The sequence below is a fragment of the Epibacterium sp. MM17-32 genome, assembly GCF_022348205.1.
In the GTDB taxonomy this organism is placed as follows: domain Bacteria; phylum Pseudomonadota; class Alphaproteobacteria; order Rhodobacterales; family Rhodobacteraceae; genus Epibacterium.
Genome location: NZ_JAKRFC010000017.1, coordinates 75,244 through 96,736, shown reverse-complemented (window position 1 = coordinate 96,736; position 21,493 = coordinate 75,244). Strand labels below are relative to the sequence as shown.

General features: G+C 62.2%; 21 protein-coding genes. 9 read left to right on the top strand and 12 right to left on the bottom strand.

The window, feature by feature from the left end; all coding sequences use genetic code 11:
- Positions 1–270 precede the first annotated feature (270 nt).
- From MHM88_RS20325 to MHM88_RS20285, 9 genes are all read left to right on the top strand, one after another.
- On the top strand, positions 271–1,368 hold the full coding sequence (locus tag MHM88_RS20325) for an ABC transporter substrate-binding protein (protein WP_239368590.1): 1,098 nt from the start codon (positions 271–273) through the stop codon (positions 1,366–1,368).
- Between the two features lie 114 nt (positions 1,369–1,482).
- Positions 1,483–2,370 (top strand): ABC transporter permease subunit, encoded by an 888-nt coding sequence (locus MHM88_RS20320; RefSeq protein ID WP_239368588.1) that lies wholly within the window; start codon positions 1,483–1,485, stop codon positions 2,368–2,370.
- Positions 2,367–3,182 carry an ABC transporter permease gene (locus MHM88_RS20315; RefSeq protein WP_239368586.1) on the top strand — a complete coding sequence of 272 codons (816 nt, stop codon included), beginning with the start codon at positions 2,367–2,369 and terminating at the stop codon, positions 3,180–3,182. The genes MHM88_RS20320 and MHM88_RS20315 overlap by 4 nt, the downstream gene beginning before the upstream one ends.
- The gene (locus MHM88_RS20310; RefSeq protein ID WP_239368584.1) at positions 3,179–4,234 is read left to right on the top strand and encodes an ABC transporter ATP-binding protein; all 1,056 of its coding nucleotides are present in this window, start codon (positions 3,179–3,181) and stop codon (positions 4,232–4,234) included. Before MHM88_RS20315 ends, MHM88_RS20310 begins: the two co-directional genes overlap by 4 nt.
- Positions 4,235–4,253: 19 nt before the next feature.
- A complete protein-coding gene (locus MHM88_RS20305) occupies positions 4,254–5,192 on the top strand; it encodes a PHP domain-containing protein (RefSeq protein ID WP_239368582.1) in 939 nt (312 codons plus the stop codon).
- Positions 5,193–5,648: 456 nt separating this feature from the next.
- A complete protein-coding gene (locus MHM88_RS20300) occupies positions 5,649–6,149 on the top strand; it encodes a GNAT family N-acetyltransferase (protein ID WP_239368580.1) in 501 nt (166 codons plus the stop codon).
- 370 nt (positions 6,150–6,519) lie between these two features.
- Positions 6,520–7,074, top strand: coding sequence for a hypothetical protein (locus tag MHM88_RS20295; protein ID WP_239368578.1), 555 nt, complete (start codon positions 6,520–6,522; stop codon positions 7,072–7,074).
- Positions 7,074–8,012, top strand: a complete 939-nt coding sequence (locus tag MHM88_RS20290; protein ID WP_239368576.1) for an LPO_1073/Vpar_1526 family protein — start codon at positions 7,074–7,076, stop codon at positions 8,010–8,012. The genes MHM88_RS20295 and MHM88_RS20290 overlap by 1 nt, the downstream gene beginning before the upstream one ends.
- Before the next feature lie 392 nt (positions 8,013–8,404).
- Positions 8,405–10,174, top strand: a complete 1,770-nt coding sequence (locus tag MHM88_RS20285; RefSeq protein ID WP_239368574.1) for a reverse transcriptase family protein — start codon at positions 8,405–8,407, stop codon at positions 10,172–10,174.
- 214 nt (positions 10,175–10,388) lie between these two features.
- Here MHM88_RS20285 and virB11 read toward each other — a convergent pair whose 3' ends face one another.
- The 12 genes from virB11 to MHM88_RS20225 form a co-directional block, all read right to left on the bottom strand.
- Positions 10,389–11,366: a P-type DNA transfer ATPase VirB11 gene (gene virB11, locus MHM88_RS20280; protein ID WP_239368617.1), complete on the bottom strand. Its 978-nt coding sequence runs from the start codon at positions 11,364–11,366 to the stop codon at positions 10,389–10,391.
- A gap of 82 nt (positions 11,367–11,448) precedes the next feature.
- Positions 11,449–12,891: a TrbI/VirB10 family protein gene (locus tag MHM88_RS20275; RefSeq protein WP_239368572.1), complete on the bottom strand. Its 1,443-nt coding sequence runs from the start codon at positions 12,889–12,891 to the stop codon at positions 11,449–11,451.
- 2 nt (positions 12,892–12,893) lie between these two features.
- A complete protein-coding gene (locus tag MHM88_RS20270) occupies positions 12,894–13,616 on the bottom strand; it encodes a TrbG/VirB9 family P-type conjugative transfer protein (protein WP_239368570.1) in 723 nt (240 codons plus the stop codon).
- A gap of 5 nt (positions 13,617–13,621) precedes the next feature.
- A complete protein-coding gene (locus tag MHM88_RS20265; RefSeq protein ID WP_239368568.1) occupies positions 13,622–14,302 on the bottom strand; it encodes a virB8 family protein in 681 nt (226 codons plus the stop codon).
- Between the two features lie 17 nt (positions 14,303–14,319).
- Positions 14,320–15,333, bottom strand: coding sequence for a type IV secretion system protein (locus tag MHM88_RS20260; protein ID WP_239368566.1), 1,014 nt, complete (start codon positions 15,331–15,333; stop codon positions 14,320–14,322).
- Positions 15,334–15,759, bottom strand: coding sequence for a hypothetical protein (locus MHM88_RS20255; RefSeq protein WP_239368564.1), 426 nt, complete (start codon positions 15,757–15,759; stop codon positions 15,334–15,336).
- A gap of 8 nt (positions 15,760–15,767) precedes the next feature.
- Positions 15,768–16,535, bottom strand: a complete 768-nt coding sequence (locus tag MHM88_RS20250) for a type IV secretion system protein (protein ID WP_103911897.1) — start codon at positions 16,533–16,535, stop codon at positions 15,768–15,770.
- The gene (locus MHM88_RS20245) at positions 16,532–17,644 is read right to left on the bottom strand and encodes a lytic transglycosylase domain-containing protein (RefSeq protein ID WP_239368562.1); all 1,113 of its coding nucleotides are present in this window, start codon (positions 17,642–17,644) and stop codon (positions 16,532–16,534) included. The genes MHM88_RS20250 and MHM88_RS20245 overlap by 4 nt, the downstream gene beginning before the upstream one ends.
- A 202-nt stretch (positions 17,645–17,846) precedes the next feature.
- Positions 17,847–20,240 carry a type IV secretion system protein B4 gene (locus MHM88_RS20240; RefSeq protein WP_239368560.1) on the bottom strand — a complete coding sequence of 798 codons (2,394 nt, stop codon included), beginning with the start codon at positions 20,238–20,240 and terminating at the stop codon, positions 17,847–17,849.
- On the bottom strand, positions 20,215–20,493 hold the full coding sequence (locus tag MHM88_RS20235) for a type IV secretion system protein VirB3 (RefSeq protein ID WP_008335580.1): 279 nt from the start codon (positions 20,491–20,493) through the stop codon (positions 20,215–20,217). Before MHM88_RS20235 ends, MHM88_RS20240 begins: the two co-directional genes overlap by 26 nt.
- 132 nt (positions 20,494–20,625) lie before the next feature.
- Positions 20,626–20,907 (bottom strand): TrbC/VirB2 family protein, encoded by a 282-nt coding sequence (locus MHM88_RS20230; RefSeq protein ID WP_239368558.1) that lies wholly within the window; start codon positions 20,905–20,907, stop codon positions 20,626–20,628.
- Between the two features lie 16 nt (positions 20,908–20,923).
- Positions 20,924–21,481 (bottom strand): lytic transglycosylase domain-containing protein, encoded by a 558-nt coding sequence (locus tag MHM88_RS20225; RefSeq protein ID WP_085986941.1) that lies wholly within the window; start codon positions 21,479–21,481, stop codon positions 20,924–20,926.
- Positions 21,482–21,493: the final 12 nt, after the last annotated feature.

Here is a 21,493-nt window from a genome sequence, read left to right as displayed (position 1 = left end):
CGCAACGACGACGTCGCGCAACTGACGCTGGCGGGTGACGACACCACCAGCACGGAGGAGGCTTTTTGCCCCGGTGGAGCGCGACATGGAGACCGTCGCTGCGCTGTTCGGCATGCCGGGAGCTCCGTGAAGACCGCCGTCGCGCAGGGGGCGCGGCGGTCGAAAAAAACTTTTACAGAACCTCCGTCAATTCGTCATGCAACGGGATTAATGCCTGCGCTGACACGGCACCGACAGGAACCGGTGTCGAGAAATTTTTCGGAGACAGACATGACCAACCAATTCAAGGCCTCGCTGACGGTGAGCGTTGCTGCTGCCGCGCTGAGTGCTGCCACCGCCCATGCCGAACCCTCGCAGGAACTGATCGACGCCGCAAAGGCCGAAGGCATGCTGACCACCATCGCCCTGCCCCACTCTTGGTGCGCCTATGGCGACGTGATCGCAGGCTTCAAGGCCAAATACGGCATCGAGGTCAACGAGCTGAACCCGAACGCCGGTTCCGCCGACGAGCTGGAAGCCATCAAGGCGAACAAGGGCAACACCGGCCCGCAGGCGCCCGACGTCATCGACGTAGGCCTGTCCTTCGGCCCCGCCGCCAAGGACGAAGGCCTGATCCAGCCCTACAAGGTCTCGACCTGGGACTCGATCCCCGACGATGCAAAGGACCCGGACGGCTACTGGTACGGCGACTATTACGGCGTTCTGGGCTTTGCCGTGAACTCGGACATCTTCCCCGAGGCGCCGAAATCCTTCGCCGACCTGAAGGACGCGCAGTTCGCCAATTCCGTGGCGCTGCAGGGTGATCCGCGCACCGGCAACTCCGTGATGATGGCGGTCTATGCTGCGGGCACCGCCGAGGGCGGCACCGCTGGCGCCGATGCGCTGAACAAGGGCATCGCCTTCTTCAAGGGCCTGAAGGAAAACGGCAATCTGGTGCCGGTGAACGGTTCGGCGCAGAACATCGCACAGGGCACCACGCCGATCTACTTCGACTGGGACTACAACCTGTTGGCCATGCGCGACCAGCTGGCCGGCAACCCGCCGGTCGAAGTGATCGTCCCCGAGGATGCCGTCATTGCCGGCGTCTACGTGCAGGCGATCTCCGCTTATGCGCCGCACCCGAACGCCGCGAAGCTCTGGATGGAGTACCTCTATTCGGACGAGGGTCAGCTGGGCTGGCTCAAGGGCTACTGCCACCCGATCCGCTTCAACGACATGACCGCGCGCGGCGTGATCCCGCAGGAGATGCTGGACAACCTGCCGCCGGCCGAGAACTACGCCAAGGCGATCTTCCCGAGCCTCGCCGAGCAGTCGGAGGCCAAGCAGGCCGTGGCCGACAACTGGGGCAAGGAAATGGGCGTGCAGTGACGCGCGCCGCCGCATGAACCGGGATGGCGGCTGAAGGGCCGCCATTCGTCTTTGGCCGCCGCGGGCCATGCCGCCGCACCCTTTGCCGCACACGTCGCACAAGAGGAGGCCGCCTTGGCCGATCTGTCCCTTGCCGGGAACCGCCGCCGGACCACGCCGCGCCTCAGCCTGAACTGGCTGGGCGTCGTGCCCTATTTCGGCTTTACCCTGCTGTTCCTGATCCTGCCGATCTTCTACCTGCTGAACGGGGCCTTCCTGAACGCCGAGGGGCAGTATACGCTGGAAAACATCGTGGCGCTCACGCGCGCGGACATCTGGCCGTCCTACTGGCTGTCGATCCGGCTGTCCTTTGCCTCGGCGCTGATCGGCGGCCTGATGGGCTGCCTCCTGGCTTGGGCGTTGCAACTGGGTGGCCTGCCGGGTTGGGTCAAACGCGCCTTCCTGACCTTTTCGGGCGTGGCGTCGAATTTCGCGGGCGTGCCGCTCGCTTTTGCCTTCATCGCGACCCTGGGGCGGCTGGGCCTCGTGACGCTGATCCTGCGGGATACCTTCGGGCTGAACATCTACGCGGCGGGGTTCAATCTGTTCTCCTTCTGGGGCCTTGCCGTCACCTACCTGTATTTCCAGCTACCGCTGATGACTCTGATGATGATGCCCGCCATGGAAGGCCTGCGGAAGGAATGGCGCGAGGCGGCCTCCTCGCTGGGCGCGTCGGGCGCGCAATACTGGCGCATGGTGGCGCTGCCGGTGCTGGCACCCTCGGCGCTGGGATGCTTCCTGCTCCTGTTCGCCAATGCCTTCGCCACGCTGGCGACGGTCTATGCGCTGACCTCTGCGAACTTCCCGGTCGTGCCGATCGTTCTGTTCCAGCAGATCCGCGGCAATGTGCTGTACAACCCGCACCTGGGCTACGCGCTGGCGCTGGGGATGGTCATCATCATGGCGTTTTCCAACACGCTCTATTTCATCCTGCGCACCCGCGCGGAACGGTGGCGGAAATGACCCGCCTAGCCCGATTTCCCTGGCTGGCCGCGCTGATCGCCCTGACCTGCGCGCTTTTCTTCCTCGTGCCGCTGGCCGCCACGATCAACTTCTCGCTGCGCATGAAGCGCGGCGAGATCACGCTGGACGCCTATCGGTGGGTGTTCCAGGACACGCGCTTTCTCGAAGTACTGGGGTTCTCCGCGCTGGCCTCGTTGGCGGCCATCGCCCTGGGGGCGGTTTTGGTCGTGCCCACCGCCTACTGGGTGCGGCTGAAACTGCCGCACCTGCGCCCGCTGACCGAGTTCCTGTCGCTGATGCCGCTCATCATCCCGCCGGTGGTGCTGGTCTTTGGCTACGTCCGGATCTACGGCACCTCCTCACTGCTGCCGCTGACCATGACCGACACCGGCACCAACCTGCTGCTGGTGATCGGTTATACCGTGCTGTCGTTGCCCTACATGTACCGCGCCGTGGACAACGGCATGGGAGCCATCGACATCACCACCCTGACGGAGGCCGCCGAGTCTCTGGGGGCCTCGCGCGCGCGGACCATCGCCACGGTGATCTTCCCTAACGTGCGCTCGGCTATCCTGTCCGGGGCCTTCCTGACCTTCTCGATCTCGCTGGGTGAATTCGTCATCACCTCTTTGCTGAACCGCCCTGCCTTTGGCCCCTACCTCGTGCAGATGGGGCAGGACTATGCCTACCAGCCCGCCGCGCTGGCCATCCTGTCCTTTGCCTTCACCTGGGTCTGCATGGTGCTGATGGATTACTTTGCCAGCCGCAAGCCCGGGCAGGGCCTCCTCGCGTTCCGAAAGACCAAGTCATGAGCTTCCTCACCCTGACCTCCGTCACTAAGAGTTTTGGCCAGAACACTGTGGTCAAGGGCTTCGACTTTGTCGTGCAGAAGGGCGAGTTCATCTCCTTCCTCGGGCCGTCGGGCTGTGGCAAGACCACCGTGCTGCGCATGATCGCCGGGTTCGAGACGCCGACCTCGGGCCAGATCAGGATCAATGGGCAGGACGTCACCGCGCTGCCCGCCAACAAGCGCCGCATCGGCATGGTGTTCCAGGCCTACGCGCTGTTCCCCAACATGACCGTGCGCGACAACGTGGCCTTCGGGCTGAAGATCGACGGCATGGCCCGGCGCGAGATCGACGCCCGCGTGTCGGAGATGCTGGCGCTGATCCAGCTCGACCACCTGGGCGGGCGCTATCCCTACGAGCTGTCAGGCGGCCAGCAGCAGCGCGTGGCGCTGGCCCGGGCGCTGGCACCTAAACCGCAGCTTCTGCTGCTGGACGAGCCGCTCTCGGCGCTGGACGCCAAGATCCGCGTGTCGCTGCGCGACGACATCCGCCGCATCCAGCGCGACCTGGGCATCACCACGGTCTTTGTCACCCATGACCAGGAAGAGGCACTGTCGATCTCTGATCGCGTCGTGGTCATGCATCAAGGCCGCGCCGATCAGGTCGGCACGCCCTCGCAGATCTACAACCGCCCCGAAACACGCTTTGTCGCGGGTTTCGTCGGGCATCTGAACACGTTCGAGGCGGTGAAGGCCGACGATGCCCGCGTGGTCTTTGCCGGCCAGATGCATCCCTCGGACCGGCCGCTGCACGCGCTGCCCAGCGGAGCCCCCGTCACCGTCGCCCTACGCCCCGAGGCGCTGGCGCTGACCCCGCGAACGCCCGAGGACGTAGCACTGACGGGCCGCGTTCTGGACGTGAACTTCCTCGGCTCCGTCATCCGCGCCAAGGTCGAGGTGCAGGGACAGCCGGTCGCGCTGGACATGTTCAATCAAGCGGGGGCCACCATGCCATCCGTCGGCCATGACACGCAGCTGTGGTTCTCCGGCTCCGACCTGCTCGTCCTTCCCGAATGACCGTTCAATCGAGGCTCCCATGACCTTTCTTGCCAATCCGCTGTCCGCCTTCACCGCCCCGGGCCGTTTCTGGCGCGGCAACCTGCACACGCATTCGACCCTGTCGGACGGCGTGCTTGAGCCCGCCGAGGTCTGCCGCCGCTACAAGGCGGAAGGCTATGATTTCATCGCCCTGACCGACCACATGATCGGGCAGTACGGCTATCCCATCGCCGATACGCTGCCGTTCCGCGACAACCGCTTCACCACGCTCTTGGGCGCGGAACTGCATTCCGGCGCAATGGCGAACGGCGAGTTGTGGCACATCCTGGCCGTCGGCCTGCCCGCCGATTTCGCCCCCGCCAATACCCCGCATTTCCGCCCCGTCGAGGGGCAGGAGAGCGGGCCGGAGCTGGCCGCGCGCGCGGTCGCCGCGGGGGCCTTCGTGGCCATAGCCCACCCGCAGTGGTCCGGCATGACCCTCGCCGATGCCCGCAGCATCAAGGCCGCCCACGCGGTCGAGATCTACAACCACGGTTGCGCCGTGGGCTGTGACCGCGCCGACGGCTTCTCCATCGCTGACCTGTTGCTGTCCGAAGGCCGTCGCCTGTCGGTGATCGCCACCGACGACGCGCATTTCTCCGAACCCGACCATTTCGGCGGCTGGGTCATGGTGAAGGCTGAGGAAAACGCCCCCGAAACGCTGCTGGAGGCCCTGAAGGCCGGTGCGTTCTATTCCTCCACCGGGCCGCAGATCCACGACATCCGGGTCGAAGGAAAGGATCTGCACGTCGACTGTTCCGCCGCGGCGGCAATCATCATACAGGGCCACGGCTGCGCCGCGCAGGCATTGCATGGTTTGTCGATGACGCGGGCAACGATGCCCCTCGGGCGCTTCGACCTCAGCCCGTGGATCCGCGTCACGGTCGTCGACCGCGCCGGAAAACGCGCTTGGTCCAACCCTATCTTCCGGGACTGACGGGATCGGCCCGTCCTCTCCGGGGCCCGGCCCGATCCCGGGCCGCGTAGGGGGCTGCAGACCATGAAAACGCCGCAGTTCGTCAGGAAACGCGATTTCTCCGGTCCCCATTGACGTTCGCGGACCCCGGTGGTTGCCGTGCCGGGATCCCGTTCACAAAGGGCTGGGAGCGGATAAATGCACCTGCAGCACCCCCTGGCATCGTCATGGGCCGTTTGGGCTCTTTTCTGCCGTTCTCCGTTTTGCCGCATCATAAGCGCTCGGCCCGGATATGGTCTACGCTAACGGCCCTTTGCGGACATTGGCCGTTGCTATCGACGCTGCGATGCAGCTTCCCGAAAGCCGACATTGGCGAAGGAGCGCAGCAATCTGATGCGCCCGAGGTCAGCTATGCGGGACGTTGCAGTCGTTGATCCGTTACGAAGGTTCTGTAAAAACGGGGCAAAAGGCTTGCAGATGACCACGATCCCAACGCTGATCACTCCCCGCCTTACCCTACGACCTATGCGGGGAGAAGACTGGAATGACTACTATCGCCTTATGGCGTCAGATCGCTCCATCTATATGGGCGGTCCCTTCTCCACTTCTGTGGCTTGGGGAATGTTCTGCGCCGATCACGCCCAATGGTACTTATTCGGGTGTGGTGCGCTCATGATCGAGAACACGGCCAGCGGCGAATGTCTCGGGCAAGTGGGGATTAATTCAGGGCCATTGTTCCCGGAGTTCGAGCTGGGATGGTTGCTTTACCCGGCTGCCGAAGGACACGGTTTCGCATTCGAAGCCGCATCCGCCTTGCGAGCATGGAGCCTTGATGTCAGTCACATTGAAACGCTTGTGAGCTACGTCGATCCTGAAAATGCAAGATCTTCCAGGTTGGCAGAACGGCTCGGTGCGACGCTCGATGCCGAAGCACAGCGTCCTGATCCGTTGGACCTAGTCTATAGGCACTACGGTTAAGGGACGCATTGGGCTCGAAGCGGTCATGCGGCGGTGCGGCGAGGTCTTTCCCTTGGTCGACCTTGGCTCGACGTCGCTCCCGGCCCAGAGCCGTCGTTCGACGATGGGAGCCATCGCTGCGGTGCAGCTCGCCTGAAGAGACATTCGTCGCGGCACCGATACACAACAGAGGTTAGAAGTCGGCGGATCGGACCTTTGCTGCGATTTGGGTTGGGGCGTTGAACGGCTGGTTTCGTAGTTTGCTCAAAGTGTCAATTGCTTGGGCACCGCGCTTTGCCAGAACGGGTAATGAGTCTATGGTGAAGATAAGGCGACAACACTAACGCATCTGGCAGTCAAGGGAGCAAGGCTCCAAGGTGAAATAATAGGCATGATGGAAGATATCTGGCTGTGGATACAGACCAACAAAGAGTGGCTGTTCAGTGGCATTGCCATTGCGGTTCCGCTTGCATTTCTTGGGTGGCTCGTCTCTCGGAAGGACAAAACGCAGTCACAGATCGCAGGTGAAAGCTCAACCAACATTCAAGTCGCAGGCGATTTCAATTTTGAAACTGCAGCCAAAAATGTTGGATCAAGCAATGGCGGGCGCGTTTCAGAACTTGCTAACCTTCAATTTGAAACCAAGCAGGATGCGGAAGCCTTTGAGAAGCTACAGCAAGCAGCCGTGCAAGCCGGCGAAGCTGGAAAAATCGAAGCTGGTCGTGCCTCTTTCATGGAGTCGGCCGAGGCGCTGCGACGCATCGTCACGCGGTATCGCTCGAATACACACCTGTTTGACGAGCGCCAAAGGGGTGAAATCGATCTCCATCTGAGCAAAGCAGAAGCCCCTGGTGACGCCCAAATCCAGCATCTAATTGAGGGCATTCAAGCGATTAAATCTTCCGTCGACCAAAACCTAGCGCATGCGCGCGCGGAGGACACGTGATGAACGAACGACTGAACCAAAAGCAGGAGGGCGGGGACGGATCCACTAATATACAAGCCAGGAACGTCACCATAACCGGTGTCAGCTTTGCGGATGCACGTCAGATCGCCATTGATGCAATGAAATCGGAGATGGGGGCGCTCTCTCGTGCTGCGGAACAAGCTGCGCTTTTACGGATCAACGAATACGCAGAAGCGCTGCTCGGACGCCTTGAAAGGCGCCCAGAGCTTCTGGAGCGCTTTCAGGAGCCGAGAACCCAATTCTCAGTTAGAGACACGCATCTTCTCCATGCCAAGCGTGGGGCAGATGATGTCGTAGACCTGACCCTTGATATGTTGGTGGACTTCATTGCCTGCCGGGGCAGCGACTTCAAATCCGTTGTTCTCGATGATGCAATAAAAGTCACACACAGTCTGACTCGCAATCAAATAGACGCACTGACGCTACTGCTGATCTTCCGGAAACTTCCTTTGCAGGCCGACACAATCGAGGGCTGGTGTGATGAAATGGCAGAGCTCGCAAAGCCCTTTATGGAGGGCGCAACACACTCTGAGGCCCAGCTAGACTACTTGGCGAGTACTGGTTGCACAACTATGGATGTGATCAATCAGACTTTCGCCAGCTACTTCAGCATGCGTTATAGGCACTTGGCCTCTGAGGTGGATCTCAAACCCGAGGTCCCAACAAAAGCAAAAACCAGGAACGACTTTATCGACCGCCATGCAACCGAAAACCTGAGGAAAAAAGTCTCCACCGACTGGCTGCGAGATTATTTTTCCAACGCTCGGCCGGAGATTGTTTCGCTGCAGTCCTACTTCGACACAACGGTTTTCCGAAGATCAAACCTCCGCATCATCGGCTCAGCAATAGCTGCTGCAAACCTAAGGCTTAAACAGCCCATAGTTCAATTTGATGACAGCCTCTGGTTTGAGGCATAGGCTCGCAGCAAGACTGGAAGATGTTTGGCGAGGTCTTGGTCCTGAATTTCGAGAAGGCGCAGCTTCTTCTCAAACACTGATCTTGGATTGTGCGAGGGCGGCCCATTCCTGCCGCTCACCGGTGGCTTCAATGCTGCAATGCAGTTTTACTAGACCGGCCATTCATGCGTTGTGCAGCATTTCCGGTGGCCGGAGGTCGGCGGAGAGCATTGCCCGAAAGCTCCTTGAACTCGTCAGCACAGGTTTATCTGTCAGGACCTATGAAAAGGCACTCAGAACACCTAGATTGCGCATGGAGCAGCTTGACAACAAGGTTAAAGGTGCGAGTCGCATCTGCCTACTAGGTGACCACTTGCTACGTGTGTCGGGCTGCTCCACCCAGGACGAACAACATGGCACACGATTACGATCTTAGACTCATTTCGACGAAGGCCCAGCTTCTGACATATATCGGTGTTGAAGAGGAATGGTTTGACGTGGCCTGCGGCTTTGACGTTGCCGCATACGACCAAGCGCTTTGCCAGGACACCGAAAGCGAAATCGGTATCTACCACCACCATCCTTTCACACGCCATGAGATTCCCAAACGAAACCCGGCTCGGGGGAAGCGCGTCGTTTGGGAGGCCGAACGCTACCTCAACAATACATACAAAGGGCTGGCAAGGCGACTTACGCGGTTTCTGGAGACTGCCATTACGGGATTTCCGCATCCTCAATGTTTCGGCTACGTTCGAGGCCGGAACATCCGTGACAATGCCGGGCGGCATGTCGGGGCAACGCTCCTGCTGAAGGCTGATATCAAAGACTTCTTTCCGTCCATTGACAAAGCGCGTGTCGAAAAATTGTTTGTGGATTTGGGAGTCAATTCTGAGGTTGCAACCCAGCTGACTAGCTTCCTGACGATCGAAGGGAAGTTGCCGCTAGGGCTGCCAACCAGCCCGATCATTGCCAATGCAATTTGCCACGGAATGGATGGCGACCTCTCCAAGTTAGCAACAAATAGTGATTCAACCTATAGCCGGTACGCCGATGACATCAGCTTTTCGACCAATGTCACGTTGCCTAAAGCAGAGGCGATATCCGTTATCGTGGCAAGGTATGGCTTCGAACTGGCCAAGGACAAAACGCGTGTCAGCAAGCGCGGGCAGAACCATTACGTCACAGGACTAAGCATTTCGGACCCACGCGCGCCGCATGCTCCCAGATCAATGAAACGGAACCTTCGGCAGGAACTGTATTTCGCCAGGAAGTTCGGGCTAGACGACCACATCCGAAGCTTGGGCATCACCGAAGGCGACGAGATACAGCGATACATCAACCATCTCGATGGTAGTGTCAGGTATGTCGCCTTTCATGAGCCCACCAAGGCAAGAGACTTGCTTGTGCAATGGTATGCTATTCTTGAAGAAAGCGGCAGCAGCCCAAGTTTCGAGCCAAAGAACCAGCACGACGCGCAGTTCTGCTTTTTCGTCGATGAAACCGAGTTTGAATGGAACGATAAAAAATACCTTGCTTTGTGTCTGAGCGCCACGCAGCAGCAGGATGTCATCAACACAACAACCGAGCGCATCCTGAAGGATTACCTTGCCAATCCGTTTTCTGATGGGGATCGGGAAGCGATCTCCCGGCACGGAATGCACTTTTATCATGCCACTGAAGACCTAAAGTCATTGTACTTTCGAGCGCTTCAAAAGCTCCCCTTTCAAGGCTACATTGTGTTTGGAGAACAAAGTGGTACTTATGAAGCGGATTACACAAAGCTGCTTTCCCAAATCATCAAGCGCCGTTTGATGGCAGCAGAAAGCAAGGCAGCTTTCTTGTGCTTCGAGCAAAATAGCAAGGTATCGAAGCACGCTATTGAGGAGGTCGTGAGAAGATCCTGGGAGGAACTGGATCGGACAAACAATCGCCGTCCGAAGTATGCGACCGTCGAAATGGTAGATAAATCCTACTACGGGGTTGGCGTTCCCGATTTTTTGCTGGGTGTTTTCCGCAAGTATGTCTCGGGCGTCCCGGCTGCTTCACCGCCGCAACGCCAACACAACATGTTTGAAGGACTGCGCGACAAAATCCGCGTGATTGTGAATGCAGATACCGGTGAAGAGTTCACGCGGAGGCACCCGTTCGATAATTTCTCCATCAATGACCTTCGCGAACGGTAACTGCGAAGGTTAGCTTGGCGGGGGGAACTACTGTCCCCTCAATTCTTGCGTGATTCCCCTGAGGCTGTTCTGCCTGCCAGCTGAGGGTTCTCTTTGATGCGACCCGAACGGTCGGTACTTATGGCTAATAAATGACTGCTTCCCCAAAGGCCGCATGGCTCGTTCGCAAGTGCAGCGAATTCACACTTTCCGCCCATCCCGTCGAAAGTCGCTGTCAGCCTGGCAGATAGAACTCCGTAATCCCCCGCTTCCCTTCGGCTCGCCCGAGCTGCACGATCACATCTATGGATTTCCGGATGTACTCCCGCACCTCGGCGAAGGTCAGTGGCGTCCCCGCCTGCAGCACCATGATCGCCAGCCGGTCGATGGCGAGTTCTGCGGTTTCGGCGTGGATGGTGGAGACAGACCCACCATGGCCGGTGTTGATCGCCTCGAGATAGGTCAGGGCCTCGGCGCCGCGCAGCTCGCCGACGATGATCCGGTCGGGTCGCATGCGGAGGGAGGCCTGAAGGAGGGCGTTGGCGCTGCGTTGTGAGCCAGCACCGCGATCGGCCAGGAGGGCGACGGTGTTGGGCTGGCCGGGGAACAGCTCGAAGGCGTCCTCGATGGTGATCAACCGCTCGTGCTCGCTCACATGCGTCAGCAGGTGGCGGGCGAAAGTGGTCTTGCCGGTCGAGGTGCCGCCGCTGATCAGGACGTTGAGCCGTGCCTCGACCAGGGTCTGCAGCGCAGCCTCGAGGTTTTCCTCGGCGAGATTGGCGATGTTTTTCATCTTCTCGGCGCGGAGCGCATCGAGCGAGACGGCCTTGCCGAAGAGATAGGTCGGGGCGTAGTCCCTGACGCTGCCGGAGGCGAAGAGACGGATCGTGATCGAGGCGCCGCGATCGATGGCGGGCGGCACGGCGACCTGGACCCGGAGGGGTCGGCCCGCATATTCCACCTTGCCGGAGACGAGCGGGTTCTTTTCAGAGACGCGGGCCTTGGCGTCGCCGACGATGGTCTGGGCCATGTTGAGCGCGGTGGTCCGGTCTACGGTCTGGCCTTCGTGGCGCATGGTGGCGTCGCCCGCGACCTCGAGCCAGACCTTGCCGTCCGGATTGATCGCGATCTCGACCACGTCGTCGCGCCGCAGAAGGTCGCGGAACGGGTCGAGATAGCGTTCGAGGTAGGAGGCTGGTGACGCCTGCTCCATCATTTCGGTGGTTCCGGTAATATTGAATCTGGTTTCGCTGCCTCTCGCCTGCGGCTCGAACGCGAAACCTGATGCTTCTTTTTCATTGTGAACCGGAACCCCCGTAGATCACCACATCCCGGTCCACGAGCACGGTGACTGAGGCGCCCTGATCGACATAGATCGTCGGCGCGATCGACACCTGGTCGGCAATGACCGATCCGACGGCATCCTGAAGGTCGCTGCCGACATCGCCAAGGACGATGCTTGTGGTTTCATTATTGGCACTCTCCGCAGCAACGGCCGGTGCCGCCCCGATCACGGAAATCAGCGCTGCCCCACCGAAGCGCTCGGCGAACTTGGTATCGACGAGACCGGTGAGGCCCGAGCGGCCAAGCTGGTCCCCGCCCACAGCGGCGATTTCCATCGAGGTGCCGTCTGGGGTCAGGACGCGGGTCCAGAGGATCAGGATGCGCTTCTGGTGCATCTCGATGCCGGAACGGTATTGACCAAAAAGGCGGGAGCCTCGGGGGATCAGGATCCGGTCCCCGGAAAACGCCGGAACCGGCTCGGAGACGACCGCGACCACGGAGCCCGGCAGATCGCTGTTGATGGCGGTCTGGAGCGCCGCTTGAATAACTGAGCCTTGCGTCAGGGTGCGCTCGGGATGGGTGAGGCGGGCGGCCTCCTGCACCTCGAGCGGCCGCGCACTCTGCAGGAACTGCTCATTGCCGGAAAGGACTGGTCCGCCTATGCCCGCCGCCACCGGATCGGCGACCGTCACGCCACTTTGGCCACCACTTGGACCATCGGCGTAGACCACGGCGGGAGATTTGATCTGCGCGGTCAGAAGCTCCTCGGCAACCCGCTCGGCCTCACGCTGGCGTTGCTCCTCTTCCTGCCGGCGGCGTTCTTCGAGCAAGCGCTGATCGGCGATCAGCCCTTCGCGGTCGAGCTCGGCCTCAAGCCCTTCGCGCTGTGCCCGCTCTGCATCGAGCATGGCCTGCAGCCCTTCGATGCGGGTCTCGGTCTGGCGCTGCAGGTTGGCAAGCTCGGCCTCTTTCTCCGCAATAAGTGCTTCAAGCGCCGCCTTCTGTTCGTCGAAGGCCTCGCGCAGGTCCGCAACGGCGGACTGGATTTCCGAGTTGCGCGCGGCCTGGCTGGCGGCGAGGGCCTCGCGCAGCTTGGCAATCTCGGCCAGCACCGCGGCGCTCGGCTCAGGGGCAGGGGCCGCAGGCACATCGAGCGCTTCTTCGACGGCGATTAGCGCGTCGTTAACCCGCTGCTCTGTCTCGTCGGGTGGAAACTCCAGCCGCCCGCCGGTGCCGGGGCGGCGGTCCTGGAAGGTCTCGACATCGGAGGTCTCGAGCGCGCTGTCGCCCTCCTGCAGGCCGGTCGCCAGGAAATACGCGACCCCGGCCCCGCCAAGGGCGAGGGCGGCGGCGAGCGCGCCGACCCCGAGGCTGTTGCCCCGGCGCTTGGATTTGCCGCGCTGGCTGAATTGGTCGAGGCGGTCATGCAGGTCGGGAGGGGTTTGATCGGCCATGGTCAGTTGCTCACATAGATGGCGCTTTCGTCGCGCCAGGCGCAGATCGCCTCGTCGCCGATGCGCAGTGTCCAGTAGGTGTTCATCCCGAGTACCCGGACGGTGTTGCCCTGTTGGGTCCAGTTCACCGTGCGCTCACGGCCCTGGTTGTCGGCCTTGAAGAGAGCAGGCTGACGGGCGTTTTCCGGGAAGACGAAATACGTATAGCGCCCGTCGTCGTAGATATGGCTGGGGCGGAAATCCCCTTCGCCCGAGACACGGTAGTTGTAGTTGCGCGGTGCCTCAAAGCCCTTGGGCTGGGTTGCACCCACCGCGCGGCGCTCCTCGTCGGGGTAGCGGAAGCGCACCTCGAAAAACATGCCGGTGCGGTTCGGGATCGAACCTTCGCGCAAGTGGAAGGAATAGGTCCGGCGGTTGGTGATGACGGTCATGTTGGTCGAGGCATTGGCCACATGCGGCTTGATGGTCAGCACGTTGCCGAGCTCGGGGATCGGATCGACCTGGAAGCTCTCGGTGTCGCCGACAATCACGGCCTCGAACCGCTCTCCCGCCCCGAAATGTATCGTCGTCGAATGCCGAAGATCGGTTTCGATCCGGTAGACCTGGTTTTCGTTGTAGACGGCGGTGCGGATGCGGATATCGAGCGACCCGCCTTGCGGTGTGGCTTCGGCGAGTGCGGCAACAGGAAGGGCAAGCGCCAGGAACAGCGCGGGCAGGGATTTCATGGGGATCAATTCTCCAGGGTCTCGGCGTCGACACGGTAGGAGGTCACCACGAAGCCCAAGGGGTTGGCCCAGACGTCCTGAAGGCGCTGGCGGGTTTCGGGTTGGAAGTCGTAACCGACGGTCGCCACGTAAGACCGGGTGACAGTGCGGGTGTCGCGGGGGCGGCGGAGCGTGCGGGTGAAGCGGACCTGGGCCACGCCGCGCTCGATCTGGTTCACCGACTTGATCACCACCTCGATCTTGGCGTCGCGGCCATAGACGGTGATCGGGTAATCCTCATTGGTGGAGGACCAGAGATCGCGCAGCGTGCGGGCGGCATCCCCATCCGATCGGTCGAGGACCGAGTTGATGCGCTGCTCGCCGTCGGTCAGGTCATAGGTTTCGCGGTCGTCGACATAGGCCACGAGATTGGCCTGGATGATGGCGTCACTTTCGGAAAGGGTCAGCGCTTGAACCGCGGCGACCCGATCCATTTCGCCGGTTTCCTTGTCGACCACGACCACGAAGGTCTCGGTCGTCTTCAGCGGAAAGAGGCTCGCGCCCGCGACCATGCCCGTGACGCCAACCATCACGCCTGCTGCCGCGACGAACCAGGCGAAGCGCTCGCGCCGTCTTGGCCCGTAGATGAAATCCGCCTCGAAGGCGTCGCGGTCAGGCGCGGAGGAACTGGTTACAGGCTTCTTCAAGTCAGTCGTCTTTCAAATCAGGGTTTGCGGAAGGCCTTGGCGGCGGAGAGGAGCGCGCCGGGGCTTTGCCGGATCATCTCGCCGGTCTTGACCACGCCCGCATTGGCCATCTCGTTCAGCTCATGCGGGGACTTGCCGGTGACGAGGCGCGAAGTTGCGCCGGTGCCGTACTGGCGGGTGTTCACGAAGCCTTGGCGCGCGAGGCCGGTCAGCCCCACGGCATTGGAGGCAATGCCGACGACCCCGGTAAGGTTGGAGGCGATGTAGGGCACCGAGGCCATGATCCCGGCGCTGAGGATCAGGATGACGAGGAAGGGCAGGATGAGGCTGACGGTCTCAACATCGCCAGGATCGGCGGAGGCGTCCCCGATGGCCTCGGCGATAGCGACGATGATGCCTGCGGCTCCCGCTGCGGCGACGGGCATGAGCGCATAGCCGATGGTGGCGCGGGTCCAGGCCTCGAAGAGCGACTGGGTCGGCTTGAAGAGCGAGGTCACGATCATGAAGGGGGCGATCACGATCATCAGCGCGAAGACGATGCGGGCGAAGGCGATGATCCCGGCGGTGACAGCGGCAAAGACGGCGGAAAGGACGAAGAAGATGGCGCCTAGGACCGCGCCAAAAACCCATCCCGCGCGGTCGCCGATGGTGTCGCCATAGGCGGTGATGCGAGCGACCATATTGTCGAGGCTCTCGTAAACCCCGGCCTCGTCGCCCGAGCCGGTGAGCGCGAGGATCGAGGCGCCTATGGAGTCGGGGACGTCCGTCACAATACCATAGATGACGCTGAAATTGTCCCAGCTCTGCGCGAAGATGCCCACCAAAGCCACCTTCATCCCGAAGGCAAAGCCCGTGCCGAAGGGCAGGGGCCGGAGCTGCATCACGGCATTGATCCCGAGCAGTACGACAAGGAGCGCGGCTCCGGCGGAGATCACGTCGCCGACCGCGCCCGCTGAGGAAACGAAACCGTCCTGCGCCACGGTATCCACCGCGGCGTCGACCTGGCTCAGGATGTCGCGAATAACGCCCATCTACTCGGCACAGGCCTCCACAACTTGCGCCTCGAGCGCGTCGGCCTGCGCGTAGAGGTCGAGCACCTTGAACGGCAGGCGAGGATTGTCCGATGTCTGGAACCGGGGCAGAGCAGTGAGTGCCTGATCCCAGGTGAATGTGTCCAAGAGGCAGGTGCAGGCTTCCGAGGCCAGCGCTTCTTCGGCAATCAGGATGCGCAGGATTGCGCGGTAGCCGTTGCGGAGATAGGCCGTTTCCGCCAGATCGGCGGGCGGTTTCGGAACACGGCATGCATCGGCCTCGTCCCGCGCGATGGCCATCGAGCTGAAGGGCGTGTCGCCGGAAGGGTTCGTGCTCGGGGTTTGGGCCAACGCAACACTGGGCAGGGCACTCACGACAAGTGCGGCGAGACCAAGCGTCCGAATTGGTGCCAAGCTGTGGGTCATGGTTTGCCTCATGGATCCACCGCCATCGACCGGAACTTGCGCTCATCCGCGAGGGTCGCTGCATCGACGACGCCAAGCTGGCCGGCGCTGACGCCTTGCGCCGCTTCAAGCCGCCAGATCTGGGTCAGGATGATGCCAAGCTCCGCGGTAACGCGGGTGTTGAGATCGACGGCAGCTTTCAGCCCGTCTTGATCGTCGATGAGCCCGACCATGGTTTCGAGCCGTTCGAGGCTCTGTCCGGCTTCCTCGTGGCTTTCCTGCGCGGCGACTGACAACATGGCGCTGGCTCCGGCCGAGGTGGCGATGCGGTTGTCGGCGGGCTGATCGGAGCCCGAGAGCGTGCTCAGGCGCTCCGAAGTAAACCCGCTGCCAGACAGGACCCGCTCGACCGAGGCCGACAGTTCCGCACCGGGATTGAAGCCACTCAGAAAGTCCCCGCTCGCCAGCGATTGCGCGGTGTTGAGCGGGGCCACAAGCTTGCCACGCAGTGCGCGGAACTCCTCGACCGTGGCGAAAAGTTCACCGAGCCCGCTGCCCTCAATGAGCGAGGTCAGTTGCGCCTCAAGGTTCGTCAACTGCGACAGCTGGGTCTCAAGCTCCAGCCGCATGGTCGCGAGCTGCTGCATCTGGACGTTCAGGTCCTCGGCCATGTGTTCGAGCTGTGCCACGAATTGCTGCAGCGCCGAGCCATCGAAGGTTGGCACACCTTGGGCGGTGGCGGGGCTGGAGACCCCGAGTGCGACGACCGCGGTGGTCACCAGAAAAAATCGTCTCATTCGGAAACTCCCATCTGCATGAAGTCGCGCTCGGCCAGCCGGTCGGCCACGAGGTGCTGCGCGTAAGCGGCCTCGCGCTGCTGGTTGGCCGCCATCAGCCGGACGCGGAGATTGAGGATGCGGCCGATCTCGGCCTTGGCGTAGGTGTTGAGCTCCCAGGCCGCCTTGGCATTGGGCTGCGCATCGATCTGCAAGATGATCGCGCGGAGGCGGTTGATGACCTGCTCGGTGGTGGCCGAGCTGTCGGCGGCGTAATAGACGCCCGCCTCGGAAATGCTGGCATATTCGGCGAGGGCAAAATCCGAGGGCGAGAGCGTTCCGAGCGCGTCGGCACCACCCACGACAGCCAGATACTCGTTGTAGAATTTCGAGATGTTGCGGACGTAGCCTTGGGTCTCGGCAAAAGGCGGCACGCCACCGTATTCGATCACCCGGCCCGGGCCCGCGTTATAGGCCGCGAGCGCATGGGGAATGTTGCCGAACCGATTGAGCTGGGTGGTGATATAACGTGCGCCGCCGCGGAGGTTGTCCTTCACGTCATAGCGGTCGACGCCGAGGTCAGACGCGGTGCCGGGCATGAGCTGGGTCAGACCATAGGCCCCGACCGGGCTTTCGGCAGCGACGTTGAAGCGGCTTTCCTGCTTGATCAGGGCCTGGAAGAGGCAGCGCCATTGGGTGGCGGAAAGCCCGGCCCGTGCCACACCCGGCGCGCCTGCGAATTCGCCCGCGACCTCGATGATCATCATCTCGACCGTCTCGCGGCCTTCGCCGAAAAGGCGGCTGTTCATCGGGCTTGGATCGGTGTTCGGGTAGACCGCCGCCACCCCGAAATCCGCATTGCCCTCGAGCGCGCGAATGTCGAAGCCCGAACCGGTGATGGCGGCGGTCATCTCCTCGAGGACGCGCAGCTGGTCGGCCTGGACGTCGGCCAGCGTGGACTCCGTCCGATCCTTGTCCTGCTGTACGCCCAGATCCTCGGCTAGCGCTGTCACCCGCGCGATGGCACGCCCGATCGCGGAATTATCCTGCGTCGGCACGCCCTGGGCATGCGCGGGCAGGGCACTGAGGCCGAGGCATAGCCCAACGGATATGATCGCAACACGGTTCATTCTGGACGGGGCAGGGGCTCGAAGCTGCAGTTGGGCTTGGCCGTTGCGTGAGCTGGTGCGCCCATGGTCGAGAAGGAGAGGGTCGAGCGCGTTACTTGCGGCTCGCCATTGCGTCCGAAGCAGGGCGAGGTTTTCTCGGTGTATTTCTCGCAAGCGGAAAGAAGGCCTGCGACGGCGCAAAGCACGAGGAGGGGTTTCGAATTCATATCACATGTCTCCAGAAATCGGGATTGGCGCGCCAATCGGCGGGCACGCGGGCCTCTCCGGTGGCGCCGCCGCCAAGGATGGGAAGGAGGTTGCCCAAGGCGGAGAGGTCGGCGTCGACGAAGACGCTGTCGCCCGCCGAGCGGACAAGGGCGATGCGCTGGCCGACGGTGGGCTGGACGAGGAGCGCGGCCTCCTTGGCGTTCACGCGCAGGAAATCGTAATCGGAGACAGCAGCACGATCGTTCGGGAAGAGGATCTGCGTCGGCACCGTCTCGACGATGGTCTTGCCGACGCGGCTGTCGCGCAACTGGCTCGGATACTGCGTCATCATGATCACGACGCAGTTCATCTTCCGAAGCGTCACCAGCCAGTTTTCGAGCCGCGCCCCGAAATACGGATCGTCCAAGAGCTTCCAGGCTTCGTCGAGCACGATGATGGTGGGGCGGCGATCCTCGACCACGCGTTCGATTTGGCGGAAGATGTAGGAGAGCACCGCCATGCGCTCGGTCGTCATGTCGAGGATCTCGGTCATGTCAAACCCGACGATGTTACCCGCGAGATTGAGGCCCGCGCCCCGCTCGGGTTCGTCGAAAACCCATCCGTAACGTCCACCCGGCGCCCATTCGGCAACGCGGGACTGCAGCTCGCCATCATCATCGAGCGACTGAAACAGCGTCTCGAAACTGACAAAGCGCTGCAACGCCGCGCCCGCATCGGCGTTCTGGCCGACCGCGCTCTGGATGTGGCGGGATTGCTCGCCCGAGAGCGTGCCATTCCGCGTGAGAAGGGTCGCGAGCCAGTCCGAGAGCCAGGCGCGGCCGCGCTCGTCCGTCTCCGTGGCAAGCGGGTTCAACCCCGTCGGCACGCCCGCGCGGATTTCATTATAGCGGCCACCAAGCGCGCGCACCGCCATTTCGAGGCCGTGATCCTTGTCGAAGAAGAAAAGCCGCGCGCCGACCCGTTGCGCTTGGGCTGCGAGGAAAGCGGTGGTCAGTGTCTTGCCGGTGCCGGTGCGCCCCAGAACGAGCGTATGGCCGACCGTGGGTTCCTTGCTTGGGGCTCCCGCCTCGTGGAAGTTGAAGCGATAGCCAGAAGTGCCGACCGTGGGCAGGACCGTGATGGTTTGACCCCATGGCGACTGGTCCGGGCTGCGCCCCTCGACGCTGCCATGCAGGGCCGCGAAGTCAGCGAAATTAATCGAGGAGATTGGTGTCTTGCGGGCGCGGTAGCCGAAGTTGCCGGGCGACTGCGCGAAATACGTCGCCTTCAGCGCCATGTTTTCGCGGACGATCACCGACATGATTTCCTGGCCCACGCGTTTGATCTGGGCGGCGGCCCGTTCGAGCGTGTCGCGGTCGGGCGCATAGACCGCGATGGAGAGGTGGTGGTCGCCAAAGGCGATGCGTCCTGCCTCCTGATCATCGGCGGCTTGTCCCAGCTGTTCGCGCAGGGACACGGCGGCATCGTCTGAGGCGTGCATCTGACGAATGATCCGCTGGATGCGTTCGGCCATGATGTTGTTCGGGATCGGGCTGAAGGAGTTCGTGAGCACGATGTCGAGGGGCAGGTCGAGCGCGTCGAGCAGCGTGACGTCGGTCAGTGCGGGATAGGTCTTCATTGAGAAGAGCGCGCCGTATTTGACCCGCCCAGTCACTGCATCGGTCAGGGTGGCCACGTCGCCATCAAAGGTCGCGCGGCAATTGCTCAGGGTGTGCGAGAGGGGCAAGGCACTTTGCCCGAAGGCGATGGGGGAGAAGCTGCCGGCGTTCAGCGTATTGAGATAGCCCAGCCATTCGCCGCCAGCTTTCGTGAGTCTGACCGGATTGGCCGACGCAAGCGCCACCTCGAAGAAGCCCATGACCTCGTTCAACTCCTGCATCCGTGTCGCGCGGTCCTTGACCCAGGCCTTGCGGGCCAGTGCCCGAAGGAGCGGAATGCGCGCCGAGATGTCGGGCCGCCGGATGACGCTGAGATAAAGCTGGCGCTTGGCGGGGCGCAGGTTTTTCACATGGGACTGCCACCGCGCATCGATCGCGGCGGCGAAGCTGTCGCCCTCGATGGGGCGCATCCCGAGATTTTGCGGCACGGAGATCCGGTGTATGTAGAAACCGAAGGCATTGCCGGTCTGGGCGACGATGGCGGCAACCGCGCGCTTGAGCGCGTCGAGCCGGGCGTCCTCAGTGGTCATCGGATTGAGACCATCGAGGCGCATGGTTGCGAGGAGATCGCCTTCTCGCAGCACCATGACATCGTCATCCGTGAGCGCGAAATACGGCAGGTGCTCGGCCAGATAGCTCTCCCGCGCGAACTCGCCGCCGCCGGCGTGATGCAAGGCGGTCCCGAAGGAAGAAAGGGTGCCCGCATCACGCGCCAAAGCTGTCGCCTCCATGCAGGGCCCGGTTCTTCGTCGCGCGCACAGAGCCGTAGGAGACGCGCAGGACCTCGAAGAAATGCGGCTCGCGGTCGGCGACGAACCAGAGGATCGGATAGGCGACAATCCCGATCAGGAAGAACACCATCGACTTCGTCCAGATGAACGGCAGAACGACCCCGGTCGCCAGAACCACGAGGTATCCGACAGGGAGACCCAGATACTTGGGCGGACGGGCGAGGCCCAGAAAGAGGGGGGATCGTTCTGCCATGAAGTGATAATCCCGCTTAGTAGAAAAAGGGTATCCGGAGGTCAGATCGAGGCAGCGTTTGCGGAGCACAACGCGTTCGATCTGATCGGAGGATTCCGTTTTGCGGGATTGTCACAGTGATGCTCCGGTTCATCACGCGAAGCCCGCGACGATGGTGCCGGCCGAGAAGATCAGCACGATCCCGATGATGACCGAGGCGAACCAGCCCCAGTTCAGCCGTCCCATCATGCACATGAAACCGGTGCCGATGACCGCGAGCGTGGCGACCGCGATCCCGATGGGACCGGTCAGCGCGGCCTCGACGGTTTCCAGCATGGTCTGGATCGGTGACAAGTCTTGCGCGAGGACGGGCGTTGCGAAAGCCGCCAGGGTTGTGGCGGCAGGCAAGAGGCGGCTGAGGCGATGTCGAAGCATGCGAAGTTCCCTTGTTTTACTGAAGTTCGATAAGGACCGGCGCGCGGGCAGGCACGCGGGTCGCGACACGGATATCCGGCGCGGAAAAAGGCGCACCCGCCAGCCGGGACCGGATCCGATGGATGCGCGCGATGTAGTCGCGAGTCTCGGTGAAAGGCGGGGTGCCGGAATACTCGACCACGCGGTGCGGCCCGGCATTATAGGCTGCGAGCGCCAGGTTGATGTCCTTGAATGTGGCCAGCTGCGCGAGCAGATAGCGTGCGGCGCCGTCGAGGTTCTGTGAGGGATCGCGCGGATCGACGCCGAGCGCACGGGCAGTATCCGGCATCAGCTGGCCAAGACCATAGGCACCCTTGGGGCTCACGGCAGTCGGATTGTAGCTGCTTTCGGCCTCGACCAGGGCTTGGAAAAGGACCAGCCAGTCGTCCTCATCGAGGCCGACTTGCCGCAGGGCGCGGTTCCCCTGGTACCGGTCAGCAGTCGTGCGGATCAGGGAGAGGATGTCGTCGCGTCCGGACGGCGGTGTGGCATCCAGCGAGGCAAGAACCACCCCGGCCTCAGCGCTATCACCCAACCCCGCCCAGGC

Bases quoted from the DNA above. Each gene is read 5' to 3' on its own strand.
- MHM88_RS20235 (WP_008335580.1), bottom strand. From the start codon at position 20,493: ATGGCAGAACGATCCCCCCTCTTTCTGGGCCTCGCCCGTCCGCCCAAG.
- MHM88_RS20305 (WP_239368582.1), top strand. From the start codon at position 4,254: ATGACCTTTCTTGCCAATCCGCTGTCCGCCTTCACCGCCCCGGGCCGT.
- virB11 (WP_239368617.1), bottom strand. From the start codon at position 11,366: ATGGAGCAGGCGTCACCAGCCTCCTACCTCGAACGCTATCTCGACCCG.
- MHM88_RS20300 (WP_239368580.1), top strand. From the start codon at position 5,649: ATGACCACGATCCCAACGCTGATCACTCCCCGCCTTACCCTACGACCT.
- MHM88_RS20310 (WP_239368584.1), top strand. From the start codon at position 3,179: ATGAGCTTCCTCACCCTGACCTCCGTCACTAAGAGTTTTGGCCAGAAC.
- MHM88_RS20240 (WP_239368560.1), bottom strand. From the start codon at position 20,240: ATGGAGGCGACAGCTTTGGCGCGTGATGCGGGCACCCTTTCTTCCTTC.
- MHM88_RS20270 (WP_239368570.1), bottom strand. From the start codon at position 13,616: ATGAAATCCCTGCCCGCGCTGTTCCTGGCGCTTGCCCTTCCTGTTGCC.
- MHM88_RS20295 (WP_239368578.1), top strand. From the start codon at position 6,520: ATGATGGAAGATATCTGGCTGTGGATACAGACCAACAAAGAGTGGCTG.
- MHM88_RS20260 (WP_239368566.1), bottom strand. From the start codon at position 15,333: ATGGGCGTTATTCGCGACATCCTGAGCCAGGTCGACGCCGCGGTGGAT.
- MHM88_RS20250 (WP_103911897.1), bottom strand. From the start codon at position 16,535: ATGAGACGATTTTTTCTGGTGACCACCGCGGTCGTCGCACTCGGGGTC.
- MHM88_RS20285 (WP_239368574.1), top strand. From the start codon at position 8,405: ATGGCACACGATTACGATCTTAGACTCATTTCGACGAAGGCCCAGCTT.
- MHM88_RS20325 (WP_239368590.1), top strand. From the start codon at position 271: ATGACCAACCAATTCAAGGCCTCGCTGACGGTGAGCGTTGCTGCTGCC.
- MHM88_RS20275 (WP_239368572.1), bottom strand. From the start codon at position 12,891: ATGGCCGATCAAACCCCTCCCGACCTGCATGACCGCCTCGACCAATTC.
- MHM88_RS20230 (WP_239368558.1), bottom strand. From the start codon at position 20,907: ATGCTTCGACATCGCCTCAGCCGCCTCTTGCCTGCCGCCACAACCCTG.
- MHM88_RS20245 (WP_239368562.1), bottom strand. From the start codon at position 17,644: ATGAACCGTGTTGCGATCATATCCGTTGGGCTATGCCTCGGCCTCAGT.
- MHM88_RS20255 (WP_239368564.1), bottom strand. From the start codon at position 15,759: ATGACCCACAGCTTGGCACCAATTCGGACGCTTGGTCTCGCCGCACTT.
- MHM88_RS20315 (WP_239368586.1), top strand. From the start codon at position 2,367: ATGACCCGCCTAGCCCGATTTCCCTGGCTGGCCGCGCTGATCGCCCTG.
- MHM88_RS20290 (WP_239368576.1), top strand. From the start codon at position 7,074: ATGAACGAACGACTGAACCAAAAGCAGGAGGGCGGGGACGGATCCACT.